Annotated in this window: 22 protein-coding genes; 14 read left to right on the top strand and 8 right to left on the bottom strand. The window is 54.9% G+C overall.

Features of this window, described 5'->3' with window-relative positions:
* Positions 1–332 precede the first annotated feature (332 nt).
* Entirely contained in the window at positions 333–1,214 is an 882-nt protein-coding gene (locus tag PAGR_RS16870; protein WP_014606485.1) for a LysR family transcriptional regulator, read from the bottom strand.
* Positions 1,215–1,316: 102 nt separating this feature from the next.
* Here PAGR_RS16870 and PAGR_RS16865 point away from each other — a divergent pair, with 102 nt between their 5' ends.
* The 3 genes from PAGR_RS16865 to ymcF all read left to right on the top strand — a co-directional run bounded on the left by PAGR_RS16865 (position 1,317) and on the right by ymcF (position 2,754).
* Complete coding sequence (locus tag PAGR_RS16865; RefSeq protein WP_014606484.1) at positions 1,317–2,099, top strand: NAD(P)H-dependent oxidoreductase; 783 nt, start codon at positions 1,317–1,319, stop codon at positions 2,097–2,099.
* A gap of 265 nt (positions 2,100–2,364) precedes the next feature.
* On the top strand, positions 2,365–2,577 hold the full coding sequence (gene cspE, locus PAGR_RS16860; RefSeq protein WP_009091867.1) for a transcription antiterminator/RNA stability regulator CspE: 213 nt from the start codon (positions 2,365–2,367) through the stop codon (positions 2,575–2,577).
* 3 nt (positions 2,578–2,580) lie between these two features.
* Positions 2,581–2,754 carry a cold shock small protein YmcF gene (ymcF, locus tag PAGR_RS24195; RefSeq protein ID WP_085980249.1) on the top strand — a complete coding sequence of 58 codons (174 nt, stop codon included), beginning with the start codon at positions 2,581–2,583 and terminating at the stop codon, positions 2,752–2,754.
* A 102-nt stretch (positions 2,755–2,856) separates the two neighbouring features.
* Here ymcF and PAGR_RS24275 read toward each other — a convergent pair whose 3' ends face one another.
* Together PAGR_RS24275 and PAGR_RS16855 are read right to left on the bottom strand one after the other, a co-directional pair.
* Entirely contained in the window at positions 2,857–2,985 is a 129-nt protein-coding gene (locus PAGR_RS24275; protein WP_019106665.1) for a hypothetical protein, read from the bottom strand.
* A 63-nt stretch (positions 2,986–3,048) separates the two neighbouring features.
* Positions 3,049–4,011: a chemotaxis protein gene (locus tag PAGR_RS16855; RefSeq protein ID WP_013024807.1), complete on the bottom strand. Its 963-nt coding sequence runs from the start codon at positions 4,009–4,011 to the stop codon at positions 3,049–3,051.
* A 160-nt stretch (positions 4,012–4,171) separates the two neighbouring features.
* Here PAGR_RS16855 and PAGR_RS16850 point away from each other — a divergent pair, with 160 nt between their 5' ends.
* A complete protein-coding gene (locus tag PAGR_RS16850) occupies positions 4,172–4,564 on the top strand; it encodes a YgiW/YdeI family stress tolerance OB fold protein (protein ID WP_014606483.1) in 393 nt (130 codons plus the stop codon).
* 33 nt (positions 4,565–4,597) lie between these two features.
* Here PAGR_RS16850 and dbpA read toward each other — a convergent pair whose 3' ends face one another.
* The gene (dbpA, locus tag PAGR_RS16845; protein WP_014606482.1) at positions 4,598–5,977 is read right to left on the bottom strand and encodes an ATP-dependent RNA helicase DbpA; all 1,380 of its coding nucleotides are present in this window, start codon (positions 5,975–5,977) and stop codon (positions 4,598–4,600) included.
* A 408-nt stretch (positions 5,978–6,385) separates the two neighbouring features.
* On the opposite strand from dbpA, the gene PAGR_RS16840 reads away from it, so the two are divergent.
* Positions 6,386–6,604, top strand: a complete 219-nt coding sequence (locus PAGR_RS16840; protein WP_014606481.1) for a hypothetical protein — start codon at positions 6,386–6,388, stop codon at positions 6,602–6,604.
* 66 nt (positions 6,605–6,670) lie between these two features.
* On the opposite strand, the gene PAGR_RS16835 is transcribed toward PAGR_RS16840, so the two are convergent.
* Both PAGR_RS16835 and PAGR_RS16830 read right to left on the bottom strand, forming a co-directional pair.
* Positions 6,671–8,053, bottom strand: coding sequence for an amidohydrolase (locus tag PAGR_RS16835; protein ID WP_014606480.1), 1,383 nt, complete (start codon positions 8,051–8,053; stop codon positions 6,671–6,673).
* A 91-nt stretch (positions 8,054–8,144) separates the two neighbouring features.
* Positions 8,145–9,005, bottom strand: a complete 861-nt coding sequence (locus PAGR_RS16830) for a LysR family transcriptional regulator (RefSeq protein WP_033770386.1) — start codon at positions 9,003–9,005, stop codon at positions 8,145–8,147.
* 86 nt (positions 9,006–9,091) lie between these two features.
* On the opposite strand from PAGR_RS16830, the gene PAGR_RS16825 reads away from it, so the two are divergent.
* The 5 genes from PAGR_RS16825 (at position 9,092) to PAGR_RS16805 (ending at position 14,573) form a co-directional block, all read left to right on the top strand.
* Positions 9,092–10,255 (top strand): cyanate transporter, encoded by a 1,164-nt coding sequence (locus tag PAGR_RS16825; RefSeq protein ID WP_014606478.1) that lies wholly within the window; start codon positions 9,092–9,094, stop codon positions 10,253–10,255.
* 216 nt (positions 10,256–10,471) lie between these two features.
* Positions 10,472–12,127, top strand: a complete 1,656-nt coding sequence (gene lldP, locus PAGR_RS16820; RefSeq protein ID WP_014606477.1) for an L-lactate permease — start codon at positions 10,472–10,474, stop codon at positions 12,125–12,127.
* Positions 12,124–12,909, top strand: a complete 786-nt coding sequence (gene lldR, locus PAGR_RS16815) for a transcriptional regulator LldR (protein ID WP_014606476.1) — start codon at positions 12,124–12,126, stop codon at positions 12,907–12,909. Before lldP ends, lldR begins: the two co-directional genes overlap by 4 nt.
* The gene (lldD, locus tag PAGR_RS16810; protein WP_013024816.1) at positions 12,909–14,081 is read left to right on the top strand and encodes an FMN-dependent L-lactate dehydrogenase LldD; all 1,173 of its coding nucleotides are present in this window, start codon (positions 12,909–12,911) and stop codon (positions 14,079–14,081) included. The genes lldR and lldD overlap by 1 nt, the downstream gene beginning before the upstream one ends.
* 63 nt (positions 14,082–14,144) lie before the next feature.
* A complete protein-coding gene (locus PAGR_RS16805; protein ID WP_014606475.1) occupies positions 14,145–14,573 on the top strand; it encodes an OsmC family protein in 429 nt (142 codons plus the stop codon).
* A gap of 330 nt (positions 14,574–14,903) precedes the next feature.
* On the opposite strand, the gene PAGR_RS16800 is transcribed toward PAGR_RS16805, so the two are convergent.
* Both PAGR_RS16800 and PAGR_RS16795 read right to left on the bottom strand, forming a co-directional pair.
* A complete protein-coding gene (locus PAGR_RS16800) occupies positions 14,904–15,134 on the bottom strand; it encodes a hypothetical protein (RefSeq protein WP_014606474.1) in 231 nt (76 codons plus the stop codon).
* A gap of 98 nt (positions 15,135–15,232) precedes the next feature.
* On the bottom strand, positions 15,233–15,412 hold the full coding sequence (locus PAGR_RS16795; RefSeq protein ID WP_013024819.1) for a hypothetical protein: 180 nt from the start codon (positions 15,410–15,412) through the stop codon (positions 15,233–15,235).
* A gap of 411 nt (positions 15,413–15,823) precedes the next feature.
* Here PAGR_RS16795 and PAGR_RS16790 point away from each other — a divergent pair, with 411 nt between their 5' ends.
* The 4 genes from PAGR_RS16790 (at position 15,824) to PAGR_RS16775 (ending at position 19,282) form a co-directional block, all read left to right on the top strand.
* Positions 15,824–16,132 (top strand): PTS sugar transporter subunit IIB, encoded by a 309-nt coding sequence (locus PAGR_RS16790; RefSeq protein WP_014606473.1) that lies wholly within the window; start codon positions 15,824–15,826, stop codon positions 16,130–16,132.
* Between the two features lie 83 nt (positions 16,133–16,215).
* The gene (locus PAGR_RS16785) at positions 16,216–17,520 is read left to right on the top strand and encodes a PTS cellobiose transporter subunit IIC (RefSeq protein ID WP_014606472.1); all 1,305 of its coding nucleotides are present in this window, start codon (positions 16,216–16,218) and stop codon (positions 17,518–17,520) included.
* Positions 17,521–17,523: 3 nt separating this feature from the next.
* Positions 17,524–17,838, top strand: coding sequence for a PTS lactose/cellobiose transporter subunit IIA (locus PAGR_RS16780; protein WP_013024822.1), 315 nt, complete (start codon positions 17,524–17,526; stop codon positions 17,836–17,838).
* A gap of 13 nt (positions 17,839–17,851) precedes the next feature.
* Positions 17,852–19,282 (top strand): glycoside hydrolase family 1 protein, encoded by a 1,431-nt coding sequence (locus PAGR_RS16775; RefSeq protein WP_014606471.1) that lies wholly within the window; start codon positions 17,852–17,854, stop codon positions 19,280–19,282.
* Positions 19,283–19,298: the final 16 nt, after the last annotated feature.

Raw genomic sequence — 19,298 nt, 5'->3', positions numbered from 1 at the left:
TTTATCTGTCTGAATAATTGATTGCTTCTAAATGTTTCGGGTAACGCTATGGTTGATTATATTTTTCGAACGTCAATTTCGTTGTTAAAGTAATCTCACGGAGCATGTTTATATATTCAAATTGAAATTTTTAGCGGCGGGCGAGCAGTTTGATTATATTTAAAAAATTGGCTAAAACCCAAAAATTTTTATCTCAAGCCCCCGAACCGAGCGAGCCGTAGCATCTCTTATATATGACTTTGCAGAAGAATACCAAAGCGGCATCGTTGTTAAAAGTTCAGCACTATGTAAACTCAGCACCAACAAAAAACCCCACCATCCCAACACCCATTCTAGAACATCCCCACCACCCTTTCCCTCAACCACCGATGCCCCAAATCCCGGTGCGATCGCTCATGCCACAGCATCACCAGCTCAAAGCCCGGAATCGCCATCGGGGGCTTCACGGTCATTAATCCTGGCATCATCGCCGCCACTCTCTCCGGCATCAACGCCACCAAATCGCTGGTGCTCAGCACGCTGCCCATCAATAGAAAGTGGGGCACAGAGAGCACCACTTTCCGGCTCAACCCTCTGGCTTCCAGCACGCTATCCGTCACCCCGCGAAAGCCGCCGCCGTCGGGCGATACCACTACATGCTCCAGCGCGCAGAGTGCTTCGGCGGTGATATCAGAATGCAGGGCGGGATGACCCTGACGTCCTGCCACCACATAACGCTCCTGAAACAGCGGGCGGATATGCAGCCCGTCAGGTACGCCGTCACGCAAATGAAGCACCAGATCGACCGTGCCTTTTTCCAGCTGCTGCGCGATCAACGCGGGTTTCATATCCAGAATGGCGAGCCGGGTGCCCGGTGCTTCCTGACGTAATGCTGCCATTAGTGGAACCAGTGCCGTCTGTGCGCCGTAATCCGTGGCGGCCACGCGCCACTCCTGAACGGCGTCGGCAGGGATAAACGGGCCTGGCGCAGCAATCACCTCATCGATCATGCCGCTCAGTTGCTCAAGCGAAAGACGTAACGCCTCGGCGCGCGCGGTGGGGCGCATGCCATGAGATACCGGGATCAGCAGGGGATCGTTAAACCACTCACGCAGGCGCTCAAGCCGGGCACTGACAGAAGGCTGAGAAAGATTTAGCCGCTGCGCCGTCCGGCTCACGCTGTTTTCCTGTAACAGCACATTCAGAGTCATTAACAGGTTGAGATCGGGTTTCATGGTATCAGTCTTGCCTATAGTGAATATCCATTCATTTACTTTTACTGATAGCACATTCGGATGCAGGCTACATCTTAGATTCCCATCAAAGCAGGTGATTTTATGAATGTGTTAATCGTTGTTGCCCATCCTGAACCCAATTCCCTTAACGGCGCGCTGGCGCGTTTCTCCGTCAGCCACCTGGAGCAGATGGGTCATCAGGTGCGCGTTTCCGATCTCTATGCCATGAACTGGGAGGCGCGCGTATCGCCCGCTGATACGCAGCATCGCCAGAATGCCGAACGCTTTGATCCCTCTTTTGAATCCACCCAGGCTTTTGAAGGCGGCGTCCAGAGTGAAGATATTGTCCAGGAACAGGAAAAACTGTTGTGGGCCGATGCGGTAATTCTACAGTTTCCGCTCTGGTGGTTTTCCATGCCGGCAATCATGAAAGGCTGGATCGATCGTGTTTACGCCTGCGGCTTTGCCTATGGCGTGGGGGAGCACTCAGATACGCACTGGGGCGACCGCTATGGCGAAGGAACGCTGGCAGGGAAGCGTGCGATGCTGGTTGTCACGATGGGCGGATGGGAATCCCACTACAGCCCACGCGGCATCAACGGCCATATCGATGACATTCTGTTCCCCATTCAGCATGGCATCTTGTTTTATCCCGGTTTTGACGTGCTGCCGCCTTTCACGCTTTATCGCACCGGCCGCACCGACAGCGCGCGCTTTGCAGCACTGTGTGCAGAGCTGGGCGAGCGTCTGGATAATCTGTTTGTGACCGAACCTGTCGCCTATTATCGGCAAAACGACGGCGATTACAGGATACCGGATCTTACTTTGCGCGACGACCTGGCGGCAGGCGAGCAGGGGCACCACGTGCATATTCGCAAACCGTAACAGATGAGCGGGCCAGATTTCTGCGCATGACGTTCATCTGGCCCACTCGCAACTATTTTAAAATAACCCTTGCATGCATCAGCAGGATATGACCTAATGAATCGTCGGTTTGATTAACAGACACTATCAAAGTAAGTAACCAAAGCAGTTCTCATCTCTAAGCCTGTCGCGAGACATTCCTTCTTTTTGAGTCTTCTCTTACGTTCTGATTAAAATCTGTTCTCAGGCCATTACGCCGGAAGGCTCTATTATTAAGGAATTAAACATGTCTAACAAAATCCGCGGTACCGTTAAATGGTTCAACGCTGAGAAAGGCTTCGGTTTCATCTCTCCTCAGGACGGCAGCAAAGATGTATTCGTACACTTCTCTGCAATTCAGGGCACAGATTTCCGTTCATTAGATGAAGGTCAACAAGTTGAGTTTACAGTAGAAAATGGTGCCAAAGGCCCAGCTGCTGCGAACGTTGTTGGTCTCTAAGGACTGAAAATTACGCGTTTTAAATGTCCTCACTGTAGTGGCTCGCAGTACCGTACATCACATTTCGATGTGACAAGAGCCAACCCGCATGGAGCGAAATGCATTTTTTGCAAAACGGTCGTTGTTCAAATTAACGCGACAAGGATTGCAGCTCAGAGCCAGCCTCAGGCGCTCTGAAAAGGCTAAAGAGTTCTATAGCGTTGTTGCATTTACCGTAATAAAAGGCTGCCACTGGCAGCCTTTTTTGTTTCCCTTCAGGCAACGTTCCGCTGCTATTGACTAAACCATCAGGGCAAGCACGCCGCCCCAGAACAGCAGGCAGAAAGCGATCGCTGCAATCCAGCTCAGCTGACGGACACGCCCACGAAACAGTGACTTACGGATGACGGGAAGCGTTTCACTATGCATTCTTATATTCTCGAGTGGTGGATATCAAGCCTTACTGGGCAGGGATAAGCTGCCCGTTACGTCTTAGCTCGCGGCTTCCATTGCTTTAAAAATCACGTCAGACAGTTCGTTCAGTTCGAACTTCGCCACATAGCCATCGGCACCGACTTTGCGCACGTGATCTTCGTTTGCGCTGCCAGAAAGCGAGGAGTGGATCACCACAGGAATATGGCGCAGCGTCGTATCACGCTTGATATTGCGTGTCAGCGTAAAGCCGTCCATTTCTGGCATTTCCAGATCGGTTAACACCAGCGCAATCTTGTCGTGAATGGATTCACCCTGGGCCTGAGCCTGCTGATGCATCTCTTTGATTTTTTCCCATGCTTCCAGGCCGGTGTTGCACATGATGGCGGGAATACCCATGCTCTTCAGGCCTTGCTCCAGCAGTTGACGGGCAACTTTAGAATCTTCCGCCACAATCGCCACTGAACCCGGCTTCATTTTGAACTGACGCTCTTTCGGGGCTTCCGGCTCAACGCCGCGCACAGACGGGATGATGTCATACAAAATTTGCTCAACGTCCAGCACCATGGCCAGATTGCTTTTTTGTTCATCGTCATCAAGGCAGGCGATACTGGTGATATTACGGCCACCGATCCCGGCTTCAGCGGTATGCACCTGGCTCCAGTTAAGGCGCACGATGTTTTCGACAGACTCGACGGCAAACGCCTGGGTGTTTCGCGCGTACTCGGTCACCAGCAGCAGGTTAAGTCCCGTTTCTGGAACACAGCCTGCTACAGCCGGTAAATCAATCACCGGAATAAACTGTCCGCGGATACTGGCCATGCCGAGCAACGGCGAACGCATGCCTGCGGCTTTGGTAATCGGCGGCATCGGTACAATTTCACGCAGTTTAAATACGTTGATACCAAACAGCTCTGATTTACCTTTTAACTGGTCAGAGCCCAGGCGAAACAGCAGCAGCTCAAATTTGTTCGATAACGCGAGATTTGCTCTCTCGTCGATCTCTTTCTGAAAATTATCCATTGTTGCCTCAGCATCAGCGCAGCAGGTGAAAAGGGTTGTGATGAAGTTATCGGCAGCAAGTGCAAAAAGGTGAGAGGGGAAAATCTAACGGCAGCATATTCTTGTGCCAGGCTTAACAGTGACTATTCAACATGGACACCTTCCCTTAAAGGAGTACGAGATGAAAAAAGTATTACTGGCCGCCTTGTTAGCCATGGCAACGTCTGGTGCATATGCAGAGCAAGGTGGTTTTAAGACAGGCGATACGCCGCCGCCGCAGAGCAAACAGGATGCGGGCTATAAAGGATCTGAAGATACCGGGCAAACCCACATCGATCAGATCCGTGACTTCCGCCAGGGCGGTTACGTCACGCTGGAAGGCTATATCCTTAAAAAATTAAAGGGCGATAATTATCAGTTTCGTGACGATACCGGCCATGTGACCCTTATCGCGCCGGAAAAAACGTTCGGTGGTAAAACCTATACCGCTAATGACAAAGTGCGAGTGAGTGGCAAGGTGCAGGGGAAAGGCGATAAAACAACGCTGCACGTGACGCGGATAGATGAGCCATAAAAGCGTGGGCGAGAGTGAGTCTCGCCCTTTTTTTTAATCTTTTAACAGGACTGCGCGGCAGGTCTTGCCTTTAATTTTACCCTGCTTGAGCTTGACCAATGCCTGCTTAGCCTGGGCCGCTTCTATCGCCACATATGCATGAGTCGCGGTAAGATCGATTTTACCGATTTGGTCAGCCCGGTAACCCGCCTCGCCCGTCAGTGCCCCCAGGATATCGCCGGGGCGGATTTTGGCTTTACGCCCGCCATCAATGCAGAGCGTCATCATGGCGGCAGGTAACGCTTTACTGCTTTTCTTTAACGAACTGGCCGCAACCCAGGGCAGCTTCTGTTGCAGGAAGTCTTCAAGAGCATGAGCGCGTGCCATTTCGTCTGCAGCGACAAAGCTCACCGCTGCGCCCTGTTCGCCAGCGCGCGCGGTGCGGCCAATGCGATGCAGGTGCACTTCCGGATCCCAGGCCAGCTGATAGTTTACCACCAGCGACAGTAACTTGATGTCCAGCCCACGGGCCGCAACATCGGTTGCGACTAATACGCGGCCGCTGCCGTTGGCAAAACGGATCAGCACCCGTTCGCGATCGCGTTGTTCCAGATCGCCATGCAGGGGCAGGGCGCTGATATCGCGTGCATTGAGCGCAGCCGCAATATCATCGCACTCCCGCTTGGTATTACAGAAGACCACGCAGGAAGAGGGCTGGCGTTCGCTGAGCAGACTGATCAGCAGTGACAGCTTTTCACCGTGGCTGGCTTCAATAAACTGCTGCTCGATAGCAGGGAGTTCACTCACTTCTTCCGTGACCACGCTCAGCGCCTCACGCTGAAAGCGCTGGCTCAGGGCGGCAATGCCTTCCGGCCAGGTCGCGGAGAACAGCAGCGTCTGACGTGATGCTGGCGTAGCAGCGATAATCGTTTCCATATCGTCGCGGAAGCCCATTTCCAGCATGCGATCGGCTTCGTCCAGTACAAGCGTACGCAGGCTCTCCAGCTTCAGCGTCTCACGCTTAATGTGATCCAGAATACGGCCCGGTGTGCCGACCACGATATGAGGCGCATGCACCAGCGAATCGCGCTGGGCGCTCATAGGCTGGCCGCCACATAAGGTTAAGATCTTAATGTTGCGCGTGAAGCGGGCTAACTGCCGCAGGACGTTACTGACCTGATCGGCCAGTTCCCGGGTCGGGCATAAAATCAGCGCCTGCGTCTGAAAGTGAGCGCTGTCGATATGCTGCAGCAACCCAATGCCAAATGCGGCGGTTTTACCGCTGCCGGTTTTGGCCTGCGCACGCACGTCGCGTCCGTCTAAAATCGCGGGCAGCGTGGCGGCCTGAACCGGCGTCATGCGGGTATAGCCCATTTCGCGCAGGTTATCGAGCTGGCTGTCGGGAAGAGAATTAAGCGAGGAAAAAGCGGTCACGGGTGCGGCCTCTGCGGCTAAAAGTGGGGGGCATCATTGCGTGCGCAAGTCTGTCAGAAAGCGTGCGCAACGGCAACGTTAACCTTGTGAATAAATAATATCCATTTCACGCGAGTTTTTTTAAGAATAAACTGAAGATGATGTGCGTTAGGTGGATTATTTTAATGAATGACAGCGGAATACATTCGCCAGGATCGGGTCCGATAACCGTCTGACAACGTTAATAAATTCATAATCTTTTGTTTATAAGAGCGAATATTGAGTTAACCGGTGAAGCCCGTTTTTTTTACAGGGTAAATAGCATTAGTAATGTAAAAGTATTGGCTTCAGCCCCTGTAAAAATCATTGAGTAACTCCTTTATATTGAGCGACATAGATCGATATAACCACTGGCAGAGGGTTTTTTCATTGAATAATATCCCGCAGATCTTGCATGAAGACGTACTAAAAATCGTTGGTCGTGCTGTCCTGACGCTCCATCTTTATGGTGAAACCTTATCGGCAGATAAAGTTGCCTCTATGATCGGATGTTATGCAGAAGACGATCCTGTTGCCCCTGACGGCGCGCCGCTCTATGCGCTGGCGATGGAGTTAATGTCGAAAAAGAGGGAGGCTGGCCGGGCTTAACATCGCTGTGCCTGAGATGTCCGCGCCTCACTTTAGCGCCGTTGCTTGAAGTGAGGCGCATCTGCGTTAAACCTGCTGTCGCACAAACTGCGGTTTACCCCGCGAGAAACTCGCTATCACGGGCGAAATCCGTGCCACCGCTTCCGCCGAACAACTGGCCTCAACCAGCATCATGTTGGCGCTGTCGCCGATGCGCGGCCACTGGCGTTCGCCGCTGGCAGAAAGCGGAAGCACGCCATCAGTCGCAATCGCCAGCGCGCGGCTTAAAGAGAATTCATCCGATCCCCCGTACAGCTGGGCATATAAATTGGCCTTTTCCAGCATGCTGCCGGTGCCAAATGGCGACCAGTGATCGATCACGCTGTCGGTGCCCGTCATGACGTTTACCCCTGCCGCCTGCAACTGCGGCACGGGCATGGTCAGCTTGCCGATGGGCAGCGTGGAGGCAATGCTGAACTGCTGCTCGGCCAGATCGGCAATCATCTTGTCCAGCTCTGCGCCCTGTAGGGTTGCCAGCGCAAAACCATGACTGAGGGTGACCTTACCGCGTAACGAGGGATTATTCTGCACGGTCTTAATCATGTAGCGAATCGCCTGCACGCCAGCAGCAGAGGTTTCATGCAGGTGGATATCGACACCGCGCTGGTAGTCGAGCGCAATCTGGAACATGGCATCCAGGGATTTCTCCATCGCGCCATCCACATGGGTGGGATCGAGTCCGCCAACATACTGCACGCCAGATTGCATGGCCTCGCGCATCAGCCCATCAACCTGAGAATGCAGCAATCCATGCTGGGGGAAGGCGACAATCTCACAGGGGAAATCGGGATGGTTTGCCAGCGCGGCCTGCAGATGTTCCAGGCTTTGCAGGCCGCTGACCGGATCGATATTACAATGGCTGCGCGCCCGGGTCGTGCCCATGGCGTTCAGCAGGGCGATAAGCCCTTCGGCTCGGGCCTGAGAGGTGGGCAGCAGCTGTGGAATCAGCACCTGTTCGCGGGCAATCATGTCCATAATCGTTTTGCCTTTACGCGGCCGCGGTGCCTGCCAGGGGCCGCCGTAAAAGGTTTTGTCGAGATGGATGTGCATATCCTGCGTAGACGGCAGCAGCAGCGCACCTTGCGCATCCCAAAACGGCAGTGAACGGTCACCTTGTCCGGCCGGACTGATCTGATGAAATCGACCATCGCGAAGTGTGATGTCGTAGCGCGCCGTTTTCGTCTCAACAATCTCGTCACCGTCACGTCCGAAGCCCTCTTCAAGCACTACATTACGTAAAACGTAGTGAGCGGTTTGCGGCAAAGCTTTGCCAGAGGACGCGGGCGGTGCGCTGCGATTGGCGGCCATGCCCGGGGCGGTCATTCCGGCCATGATCATACTGCTGGCGGCGGTCAGGCGAACCCCCTGGCGGAGAAAGCGGCGGCGGCTGGTAGGTAAAGCGGTCTGCATCAGCGACTCCTGCGAAAGTGAGTGAGTCTTTAATCTGACAAACTGCGGCTTTCTCTGCTGGGTTGTTTTCCACTGCCTGCTATTTAAAAAATCACTGCCAGTTCAGACCGGCGAAGTCGGCCAGGGCATCCGCCAGCTGGCGCTGCAGCACATCTTCGGGCTGACGACAAAACAGTGCCAGCTCAAACGTATCAATCACCGGTAAACCCTGTTGGCTATCCAGAACCCGATGCGAAGGTAAGCGACAGCTGGCCGGCAGCAGCGTTATCCCTAAGCCCTGGGCGCTGGCGGCGGAGAGTGCCACCAGGCTGGCACTGCTGTACCCAATCCGCCAGCTGCGACCAAGTAAATCCAGCGTCTGGCAGATCTCCTCCCGGTACAGCCCCAGTTGCGGAAACAACACCAGCGGAACCGGCGACTGCTCGAAGCAGGGATGCGCGGCGCTGTCCAGCCACAGCAGCGGCTCCGGGCGCGAAGCCAGTGGGCGCTCACCGTAAGGCTGCTTGATCAGCATGATATCCAGCTCTTCCCGTTGCCAGGCGCGCCGCAGTTCCACCTGCATTCCGCTCATGACATCCAGCCGCAGGTGCGGATGTTCGCGGCTAAACCGCGCCAGCAGTCCCGCTGTGGGGGCGGCGAAGTCTTCCGGAACGCCAAGGCGCAGGATGCCATCGCGCCACTTATCGCTCAGTACATCGTGGGCTTCACCGTTCAGGGCAATGATCCGGCGGGCATAGCCCAGCAGTTTTTCGCCTTCTTCCGTGATCTGCACCTGGTGGGACGAGCGTGCCAGCAGCGTTTTACCAACCATCTCTTCCAGCCGTCGCACCTGTTGGCTGACCGTCGATTGCGACAGGTGCACCCGTTGGGCGGCGCGGGTAAAGCTGGTGGTTTCGCATACGGCAACAAAGCTCAACAGCTGTTGGGGCGTAAACATGGGCTGGCGATTCATTTTTCCACTGCCTGTCATCCTGTTATTTCATTTCCAAATAGTAATCGCTGCTGTCAGGCTGACAACGTTTAATTCCAGGATCCCCTATGAAAAAAGACCCTTTTTTGATGATTGCCGCCCTGATACTGGCCGGACTGAACATGCGGCCACTGATGACATCCGTTAGTCCACTGCTGGAGCAGCTACGGGAAAGTATTGGATTATCTTCGCTGGCGGCCTCACTTCTGCCCGCGATTCCCATGATGATGATGGGGGCAATAGCCTTAGTGAGCGCGCCGCTGCTGCAACGTATCCCGCTACGTAGGCTGCTGTGTAGCGGGCTGGCGCTGTTAGTACTGGCGCTGGCCAGCCGGTTTTTTATCGCGCAAGGCGCCTGGCTGGTGTGGAGCACGGTTCCTGGCGGTATCGGCATCGGGATTGTACAAATGGCCATGCCGGGGTTGATCCGTCAGCGCTTTACGCAGCGCAGCGCCATGATCACCGGGCTATGGGCGGCGGCGTTAATGGGCGGCGGTGGGCTGGGCGCGGCGATGACGCCGTGGATCAGTGCGCACCTGGGCTGGCAGGGCGCGCTCAGCAGCTGGAGTGTGCCTGCGCTGCTGGCCGTCATGCTGTGGTGGAGGATCCCTGCGGCGTCCCCGTCCCGGCAGACATCAGCCGTTATGCCCTCGGTCTGGCGCAATACGCGCGCATGGACGCTGGCGCTGAGCTTTGGGTTAGTAAACGGCGGCTACGCCATCTGTGTGGCCTGGCTGCCGGATTTTTATCATCAACAGGGCTGGAGCGCGCAGGCGGGCGGCGGCCTGCTGGGCGTGATGATTGCCTGTCAGGTTGCCGGTGCCCTGGTGTTTCCCCTGCTGGTGCGGGGGGCGGACAGGCGACCGCTGCTTCTGCTGACGCTGGCACTTCAGCTCTGCGGATTAACAGGCCTGCTGGTGGCACCGCTCTACCCAGCCTGGCTGTGGGCAGGGATAGCGGGCGTTGGCCTGGGCGGCGCATTTCCCCTTGCCCTGGTGCTGGCGCTGGACCATCTGGCGCATCCTCAGGCCGGGGCGCGTCTGGTGGCATTCATGCAGGGCGTCGGCTTTATTATCGCGGGCAGTATGCCGTTTCTTGCCGGGCAATTGCATGAGCTTACAGGCCACTTTTCCTCTATCTGGCTGTTGCAGGGGAGCGTAACGGTCATGCTGATCGGCCTGAACCTGCGTTTTCATCCAGAAAGCTACAAACAGGCTTTTCCTGAACGGTAATTGGTCCTACCAAACCAGCAAAACGTTTTCAGCGGCTCACATAACGTTAAAAATAGTGCAGTAACTGTTGCCTAGAGTTAACAGTGGGTTAAGTATCTGTAGCAAGCAAGCGCTGATTACCAGATTGGTAGGACCAATCGGCGCGGCTGAAGTGACAGATGCGCCACCTGGTTTGCCGATCGCGCATCGCTTTCATCCTCTTATGGAGATCATGGCATGCAGATCTGGCAGCAAAATTACGATCCGCTCAACAATATCTGGCTCTCCAGCCTGATTGCTTTGCTTCCTGTTCTGTTTTTCTTCTTTGCGTTAATCAGGTTAAAGATGAAAGGCTATCAGGCCGCCACGCTCACGGTCGTCCTTGCGCTGCTGGTCGCGCTGTTGCTGTATCGGATGCCGCTACAGCAGGCGCTGGCGTCAGCGGTTTACGGTTTTATGTATGGCCTGTGGCCCATCGCCTGGATCATCGTGGCGGCGGTTTTTGTTTATAAGATCTCGGTTAAGACAGGTCAGTTCGACATCATCCGCGCTTCCATCTTATCGATCACGCCCGATCAGCGCTTACAGATGTTGATTGTGGGGTTCTCTTTTGGCGCCTTTTTAGAAGGTGCGGCAGGTTTCGGCGCGCCGGTCGCCATCACGGCCGCGCTGCTGGTGGGGCTCGGTTTTAATCCGCTCTATGCCGCAGGCTTGTGCCTGATCGTCAATACTGCGCCCGTGGCGTTTGGCGCGATGGGGATCCCGATAATTGTGGCGGGCCAGGTGACCGGGCTGGACAGCTTTGCCATCGGTCAGATGGCAGGCCGTCAGCTTCCGCTACTGACGATCGTCGTGCTGTTCTGGATCATGGCGATTATGGATGGCTGGCGCGGTGTCAAAGAAACCTGGCCCGCCGTGATTGTGGCGGGGGGATCGTTCGCGATAGCCCAGTTCCTCAGCTCCAACTTTCTGGGGCCGGAGCTGCCCGATATTATCTCCTCGCTCGCCTCACTCATTTCGCTGACGCTGTTTTTGCGCATCTGGCAGCCAGTGCGCATCTTTCGCTTCAGCGAAACAGAAAGCCCGCACGCGGGCCAGCCTGTGAACCGGCAAAAATACACGACAGGTCAGGTGGTGCGCGCCTGGATGCCGTTCCTGTTTCTGACGGCAACCGTCACGTTATGGAGCATTCCACCTTTTAAAGCGCTGTTCGCAAAAGGCGGGGCCTTAGCGGAATCGGTGCTCAGCCTCCCTGTGCCCGGCCTTGATGGCTGGGTAACCAGAATGCCGCCGGTGGTCGCGCAGCCCAGTAGCTGGCCGGCCATTTTTAAACTCGACCTGCTCTCGGCAACCGGTACGGCTATTCTGGTTGCCGCCCTCGTGGCTATCATTTTCCTGAAGATGAAGCCCCGGGCTGCGGTAGTGACCTTTGCTGAAACCCTGAAAGAGCTCATGTTGCCCATCTACTCCATCGGGATGGTGTTGGCGTTTGCTTTTATCTCTAACTACTCCGGCCTCTCTGCCACACTGGCGCTGGCATTGGCCCACACCGGCCATGCGTTTACCTTCTTCTCGCCTTTCCTGGGCTGGCTCGGCGTGTTTCTGACCGGCTCGGATACGTCATCGAATGCCCTGTTTGCCGCCTTGCAGGCGACGACCGCGCAGCAGATCGGCGTTTCCGATATCCTGCTGGTGGCGGCAAATACCACCGGGGGCGTGACCGGTAAGATGATCTCGCCGCAGTCGATAGCCATTGCCTGTGCCGCCGTCGGGCTGGTAGGCAGGGAGTCGGATCTGTTCCGTTTTACCGTCAAGCACAGCCTGATATTTACCTGCCTGGTGGGCATCATTACCACGCTTCAGGCTTACGTTTTTCCCTGGATGATCCCATGACACCAAACTTACTGCCGTCCGCCGATCCGCTGCGGGTTCGCCTCCAACAGTATATTCACGACCATCAGCTTGAGCCCGGCATGCGTTTGCCTGCCGAGCGCCAGTTGGCTGCGGCGCTTGGCGTCTCGCGCTCGTCGCTGCGCGAAGCTATTCAGCAGCTTATCAGCAGCGGAATATTGACGAGCCGACGCGGCGACGGCACCTGGCTGCGTCAGCCCCAGGAGCCCTGGTCTGAACAGCGCATTGTTGAGCCGATTCGTCAGCTGTTGGCCAACGATCCGGATTACCGCTATGACATTCTGGAAGCGCGCCACGCGATTGAAGCCAGCACCGCATGGCATGCGGCACTTCGGGCAACAGAGTCAGATAAGGAACGACTGCAGTACGCTTTTGACGCCACGCTGGCGTTAAAGGAGAGCGACGATCCCCATCTGGCCGGTCAGGCCGATCTGCGCTTTCACCTCGCTATCGCGGAAGCCTCGCATAACGTGGTGCTGCTACAAACCATGCGCGGATTTTTTGATTTGCTGCAGTCCTCGATGTTGCACAGCCGCAGGTTGATGTACACCAGCCCGGCGATTTTCGACCGCCTCACCGTTCAGCACAGGGCAATGCTTGACGCCATTTTACTGGGTGATGCCGAGGCCGCCCGCTTAGCGGCGATGGATCATCTTGGTTTTGTTCATACCACGATGAAAACGCTTGATGAAGATGAAGCCAGACAGGCGCGTATTACGCGTTTACCAGGCCATCACCTGGACAACCACAAGGAGACACGCTGATGATCATTTCTGCCGCCAGTGACTACCGCGCCGCTGCACAACGTATTTTGCCGCCTTTCCTGTTTCACTATCTGGATGGCGGGGCTTATGCGGAGCACACATTACAGCGCAACGTCGCCGATCTCTCGGAGGTGGCGCTGCGCCAGCGCATCCTGCGCAACATGTCCGAACTCAGTCTCGAAACCACCCTGTTTAATGAAACGCTGTCAATGCCCGTGGCGCTGGCACCGGTCGGGCTGTGCGGCATGTATGCTCGTCGGGGCGAAGTGCAGGCTGCCCGCGCCGCCGCAGGCAAAGGCATTCCTTTCACGCTGTCCACCGTCTCTGTGTGCCCTATTGAAGAGGTTGCCCCGCAGATCAATCGCCCTATGTGGTTCCAGCTCTATGTGCTGCGGGACAGAGGCTTCATGCGCAACGCGCTGGAGCGGGCCAAAGCGGCGGGCTGCTCTACGCTGGTATTTACCGTGGACATGCCGACGCCGGGCGCGCGTTATCGCGATGCGCATTCGGGCATGAGCGGTGAAAATGCCGCACTGCGGCGATACTGGCAGGCCATCACCCATCCAAAGTGGGCACTGGATGTAGGATTACAGGGCAGGCCGCACGATCTGGGGAATATCTCCACCTATCTCGGCAAGCCTACCGGCCTGGAGGACTATATTGGCTGGCTGGCGAAGAACTTTGATCCTTCCATTTCCTGGCAGGATCTGGAGTGGATTCGTGATTTCTGGGATGGCCCGATGGTGATCAAAGGCATTCTGGACCCTGAGGACGCCCGTGACGCGGTGCGCTTTGGCGCTGACGGTATCGTGGTTTCTAACCATGGCGGACGCCAGCTGGACGGCGTGCTGTCCTCGGCGCGTGCCTTACCTGCGATTGCGGATGCGGTCAAAGGCGATATCACGATCCTTGCCGACAGCGGTATTCGTAATGGACTGGATGTGGTGCGTATGATTGCGTTGGGCGCAGACAGCGTCCTGCTGGGGCGCGCCTTTATCTATGCGCTGGCGACACAGGGACAGCGCGGCGTTGAGCATTTATTGACGCTGATTGAAAAAGAGATGAAAGTCGCGATGACCTTAACCGGCGCGAAGCGCATTGCCGATATCACCCAGGCTTCGCTGGTGCAGGCAAATGCGCTCCTGCAGGAAGCCAATCTGCGTCCGGCATAGTCGCCCGCTGCGAAATCAGATGCGTTGTCTATACTTACCTTCTTTACCAACAGGAGGAATGACATGACCATTCATAAGAAAGGCTCGGCGCATTGGGAAGGCGATATTAAAGGCAAAGGCACAGTCAGCACCGAGAGCGGCGTACTGAACCAACAGCCCTACGGCTTCAACACCCGCTTTGAAGGACAAAAAGGCACTAACCCAGAAGAGCTGATTGGTGCGGCACATGCGGCCTGTTTCTCTATGGCGCTGTCGCTGATGTTGGGTAACGCAGGCCATAAGCCTGAAAGCATCGATACCACTGCAGACGTCTCGCTGGATAAAAAAGGTGAAGGCTTCGCGATCACCAAAATCGCCTTAACCAGCACCGTTTCTCTGCCGGGCATTGATAACGACACCTTTGATGAAATCATCAATAAAGCCAAAGCAGGCTGTCCGGTTTCTCAGGTGCTGAATGCAGAAATCACGCTCGACTACACCCTGAACAACTGACGACGATCCTGCGTCACTTTTCGTGATGCAATCGGTCGTGATGTCATCGTTGATAGTACCGAATCCAGATGCGCCTGCGGGCGCATCTTCGTGTGCGGCATCCAATCGTCGCAGGGGCAGGCGGTTCTGCAAAGCACGAGAAAAAGGCGGTTCGTCTTGCCAGTAACGCGTGACGTACTGTTGTCGAATGAGGGGACAGCGATAATATGCGCATGAAATCGTGGCTTTCTCGCCACAAGCTTGGTGTGCTGCTAATGGTGGTACTGCTGATGGAGTTACTCTGCTTTCTGCTTACCGCATCCTGGTTTCCCTGGAACGCCACCTGACACGTCAGGCATACATCTCTTCTCCACGCTTAGTCCGCACGTCGCTGCGCGCAATACGGTAAGCCTTACCGGGATCGCCTGCCACAAATTCAAATGTTGGCGAATAGTAGAACGGAAGCCAGCCGCCATAGGCGCTTTCCCATTCCCAGCGTACCGGACAGGGCCACAGAATGCCTTCATACAAAATGTAATAAACCCAACGCCCAGTTGGACGGCGGGGACGACTACTTTTCATGGGATTCACGACTGTGTTGGTGTAAAACAGCTTATATTTTGAACGCTAAACGGCATCCTTGCAATGTTGTCTGCCTGTTTTTGTGTCCTTGCGCCTGTTCAGTTATCTGAACGATGCACTTCACCACAAAGCAGCACCACGTTTGGGCGGACTTTATGAATGCGGTTTGCCATGACTTCACAGGCGGCTTTCGTTGGATAGATGCGCTCCGACACCGGCAACGCTTCACAGGCATCATGTCCACAGGCGCTCACCAACAATACAAAACCAATCAACATAACCGACTCCTTCTCCCGGTTCGCACATCACGAAATGGATGAGTGTTCCTTTTTTATAAAACCAGTATAGCTAATTGCCGTCGGGGCACTCATCACGCTGGACGGTATCGGATTGCTCTGACGCATTATAAGGCTTGCGCGCCTGAACAGCAGTGAAATCTTATTGTTAACAGCACGCGCCGCCACGCCGTCGCGTTAATTTCTGACGCCGCAACCCCATCGATTTTTATCTCTGCCGTGACGATGTTCAGGGTCAGAAAATGATCGCGCCTGTTGAAGGTTTTATTGCTCAACAGCGATGCCGGTACGTTTTGATATTTCTCACACTTCTGACATGCAAATCTGAAACCGGTTGCAGAAAATCTTTACCCTGTGTATTCGTTAATCATTCATCACACGGAGGAATTAACAATGCCAAAGATTTTGCTGTGCTGCGCCGCCGGAATGTCCACCAGTATGGTGGTACAGAAAATGGAAAAAGCCGCTAAAGAACAAGGCATAGCGGTAGAGATAAAAGCTGTGGGAATTGAAGAGTTTACTGATCTTATTGCCGACTATGACTGCTGCCTGCTGGGGCCGCAGATTAAATATAAGCTGGCGGATTTTGAGCCTGTCGCCCAACAACACAGTAAACCCATCGCAGTGATTAACAGCATGGATTACGGAATGATGAAGGGTGAAAAGATATTAAGTGATGCACTTAAGCTTATTCATTCCTGATGAGTAAGAAACTGAAAAATATATCGCAGGCCTGTATTTGCCTGTGCAGCGTTATTCTCGTTTTCCTGAGCAGGAGTTAAGGGATGAGCCGCTTAAGCGAATCGTTATTCGGCGTTATCGAAAACCGCATCAGTCCGCTGGCGGGGCGCCTCTCCAGCCAGCGCCACGTCATCGCCATCCGCGATGGATTTATTGCCTCAATGCCGTTTCTGATTGTGGGTTCCTTCATGCTGCTGTTTGCGCATCCTCCTTTTTCGGCAGACAGCAGTTGGGCCTTCGCACAGTGGTGGCTCGGCATGGTCAAGGCACATGAAGAACAAATCATGATGCCGTACAACATGACGATGGGCATTATGGCGCTCTATATCGCCAGTGCTATCGCCTACAACCTGGCAAACAGCTATAAGATGAACGGCTTTATGGCGGCCAGCCTGTCGCTGATGGCGTTTCTGGTCGTGGCCGCACCGCAAACGGGCAAAATGCTGCCGGTAGGATCGCTGGGCGGGGAGGGGATTTTTACCGCCATTCTTGTCGCGCTTTTTGCCACGGAGCTGATGCACTTTTTGCAGAAACACAACATCGGCTTTAAATTACCCGAACAGGTGCCGCCGAAAATTCGTCAGTCCTTTGACCTGCTCATTCCCATCATTACCATTTTTATTACCTTATTTCCGCTTAGCCTGTGGGTACAGGCACAGTTTGGCATGCTGCTGCCGCAGGCTATCATGGCGATCTTCTCTCCGATCATCTCCGCCTCGGATTCACTGCCCGCCGTGCTGGTCGCCGTCCTGCTGTGCCACCTGTTGTGGTTCGCAGGCATTCACGGTGCCGTGATTGTCGGCGGGATTTTGCAGGCCTTCTGGCTGACCAATCTCGGCCTGAACCAGCAGGCACTGAATGCGGGTGAGCCTGTCAGCCATGTGTTTATCGAACCCTTTTGGCAGTTTTTTATCGTGATTGGCGGTTCCGGTTCCACCATGGGGCTGGTATTACTTTATTTGCGAAGCCAGTCTGCCCATCTGCGCTCCATTGGCAAACTCAGCATCGTGCCCAGTATGTTCAACATCAACGAGCCGGTTATTTTTGGCTCGCCTGTCGTGATGAACCCCATTCTGTTTATTCCCTTCGTTCTTGCTCCCTTGGTCAATGCCGTCATTGCCTGGGTCGCCACTAAAACCAATCTGATTAACCACGTCATCTCGCTGGCACCGTGGACCACGCCAGCCCCAATTGGTGCGGCCTGGTCAACCGGCTGGGACTGGCGCGTCATCGTGCTGATTGCCGTGCTGGTGACGATTGCCACGTTGATTTACTACCCGTTTTTTAAAATGTACGAGCGTCAACTGCTGCAGCAGGAACTGAGTGCAGCACAACCGGTAAAGGAGTAATGCATGGAAATCGATGAAAGCACGGTAATCGAACTGATTATTCAGGCGGGCGAAGCGCGCTCCTGCTCAATGGAAGCGTTGCGTGCAGCTCGTCAGCAAAACTGGGAACGAGCAGACAGCATGCTGACCGCCGCGACGGCGGCGGCAAAGGCGGCGCATCAGATACAGACCCGGCTCATCGGTGCTGATGAGGGCAGCGGAAAAATCCCGGTCAACCTGATTATGGTTCACGCCCAGGATCACCTGATGAACGCGATGCTTTGCCGCGAGCTGGCAGAAGAAATTATTCAACTGCGTCGGGAGCTTGCCGCACGTTAAAAAAGGAGATTTTATGCAACATTCGACACTGACCGCATTTCCGGACGGTTTTCTCTGGGGCGCCTCGACCTCGGCATATCAGGTGGAGGGCGGATGGGATGCAGATGGTAAAGGGCCGTCGGTTATCGACAAAGCCACGTTCAGCCAGGCAATTACGGATTTTACCGTTTGCAGTGACCACTACCACCGCTTTAAAGAGGATATCGCCCTGCTGGCGGAAATGGGACTAAAAACCTACCGCTTCTCCATCGCCTGGAGCCGTCTTTATCCTGAAGGCGACGGCGCGTTAAACGAGGCGGGCGTGGCCTTTTACCAGCAGTTAATTGATGAGATTTGCCGGCACGGCATTACACCGCTGGTCACGCTTTATCACTTCGATCTGCCCTGGGCCCTGCAGCAGGACGGAGGCTGGTCTTCTCGCCGCACGGTAGCGGCGTTTGAACGTTTTGCCATTACCTGTTTTGAGCAGTATGGCAGCCAGGTCAAATACTGGCTGACCATCAACGAACAGAACATGATGATTTTGAAAGGCGACGTGATCGGGACGTTACCGCCTGGCACCGCCGATCCACAGAAAACCCTGTATCAGCAAAATCACCACATGATGCTGGCGCAGGCAAAGGCGATGATTGCCTGCCACGAACGCTTGCCAGACGCTAAAATTGGCCCGGCACCGAATATCTCCTGCGTCTATGCGGCAAGCTCGCGGCCAGAGGATGTGCTGGCGGCGGACAATTTCTCTGCAATCCGTAACTGGCTCTATCTGGATTTAGCCGTTCACGGGCGCTACAACCCTGTGGTATGGGCTTTCTTAAAACAGCGCGGCTGGCTTCCGACGATCGAGGATGAGGATATGGCCATCATCGCCGCCGGTCAGCCCGATTTTATCGCCTTTAACTATTATGCTTCGGCCACCGTCGGGGCAGAGGGCGAACATCATGACCCCGACAGTCGGCCCCATGCCGATCAGCAAATGGCCGGCATCGACCGCTCCGTCTACGTGGGCTGTAATAATCCGCATCTGCAGCAAAATCAGTTTGGCTGGTATATCGATCCGGTGGGCTTTCGCATCACCGCGCGCCAGATTTATGCACGTTATGCCTTGCCGCTCATCGTTACCGAAAATGGCTTAGGGGCGTTTGATACCCTGGCGGCCGACAACAAGGTGCATGACGATTACCGTATCGACTATCTGCGTGAGCATATCGCTCAGCTGCAGCTGGCCATTGCCGATGGCGTCGAGCTGTTCGGTTATTGCCCGTGGTCTGCTATTGATCTGGTAAGTACCCATCAGGGCATCAGCAAACGTTACGGATTTATTTATGTGAACCGCGATGAAAAAGCGTTAAAGGACCTGGCACGCTACCGCAAAAAAAGCTTCTTTTGGTATCAGAAGCTGATTCGCAGTAACGGCGCAACGCTGAACGCGTCGGTGGACTACTAAGACCGCGCGGCAGGGA

The organism is Pantoea ananatis PA13, assembly GCF_000233595.1.
Classification (GTDB): Bacteria; Pseudomonadota; Gammaproteobacteria; order Enterobacterales; family Enterobacteriaceae; genus Pantoea; species Pantoea ananatis.
Note: the sequence above shows the minus strand (reverse complement) of the source record. Positions and strands in the feature narration are given on the sequence as shown.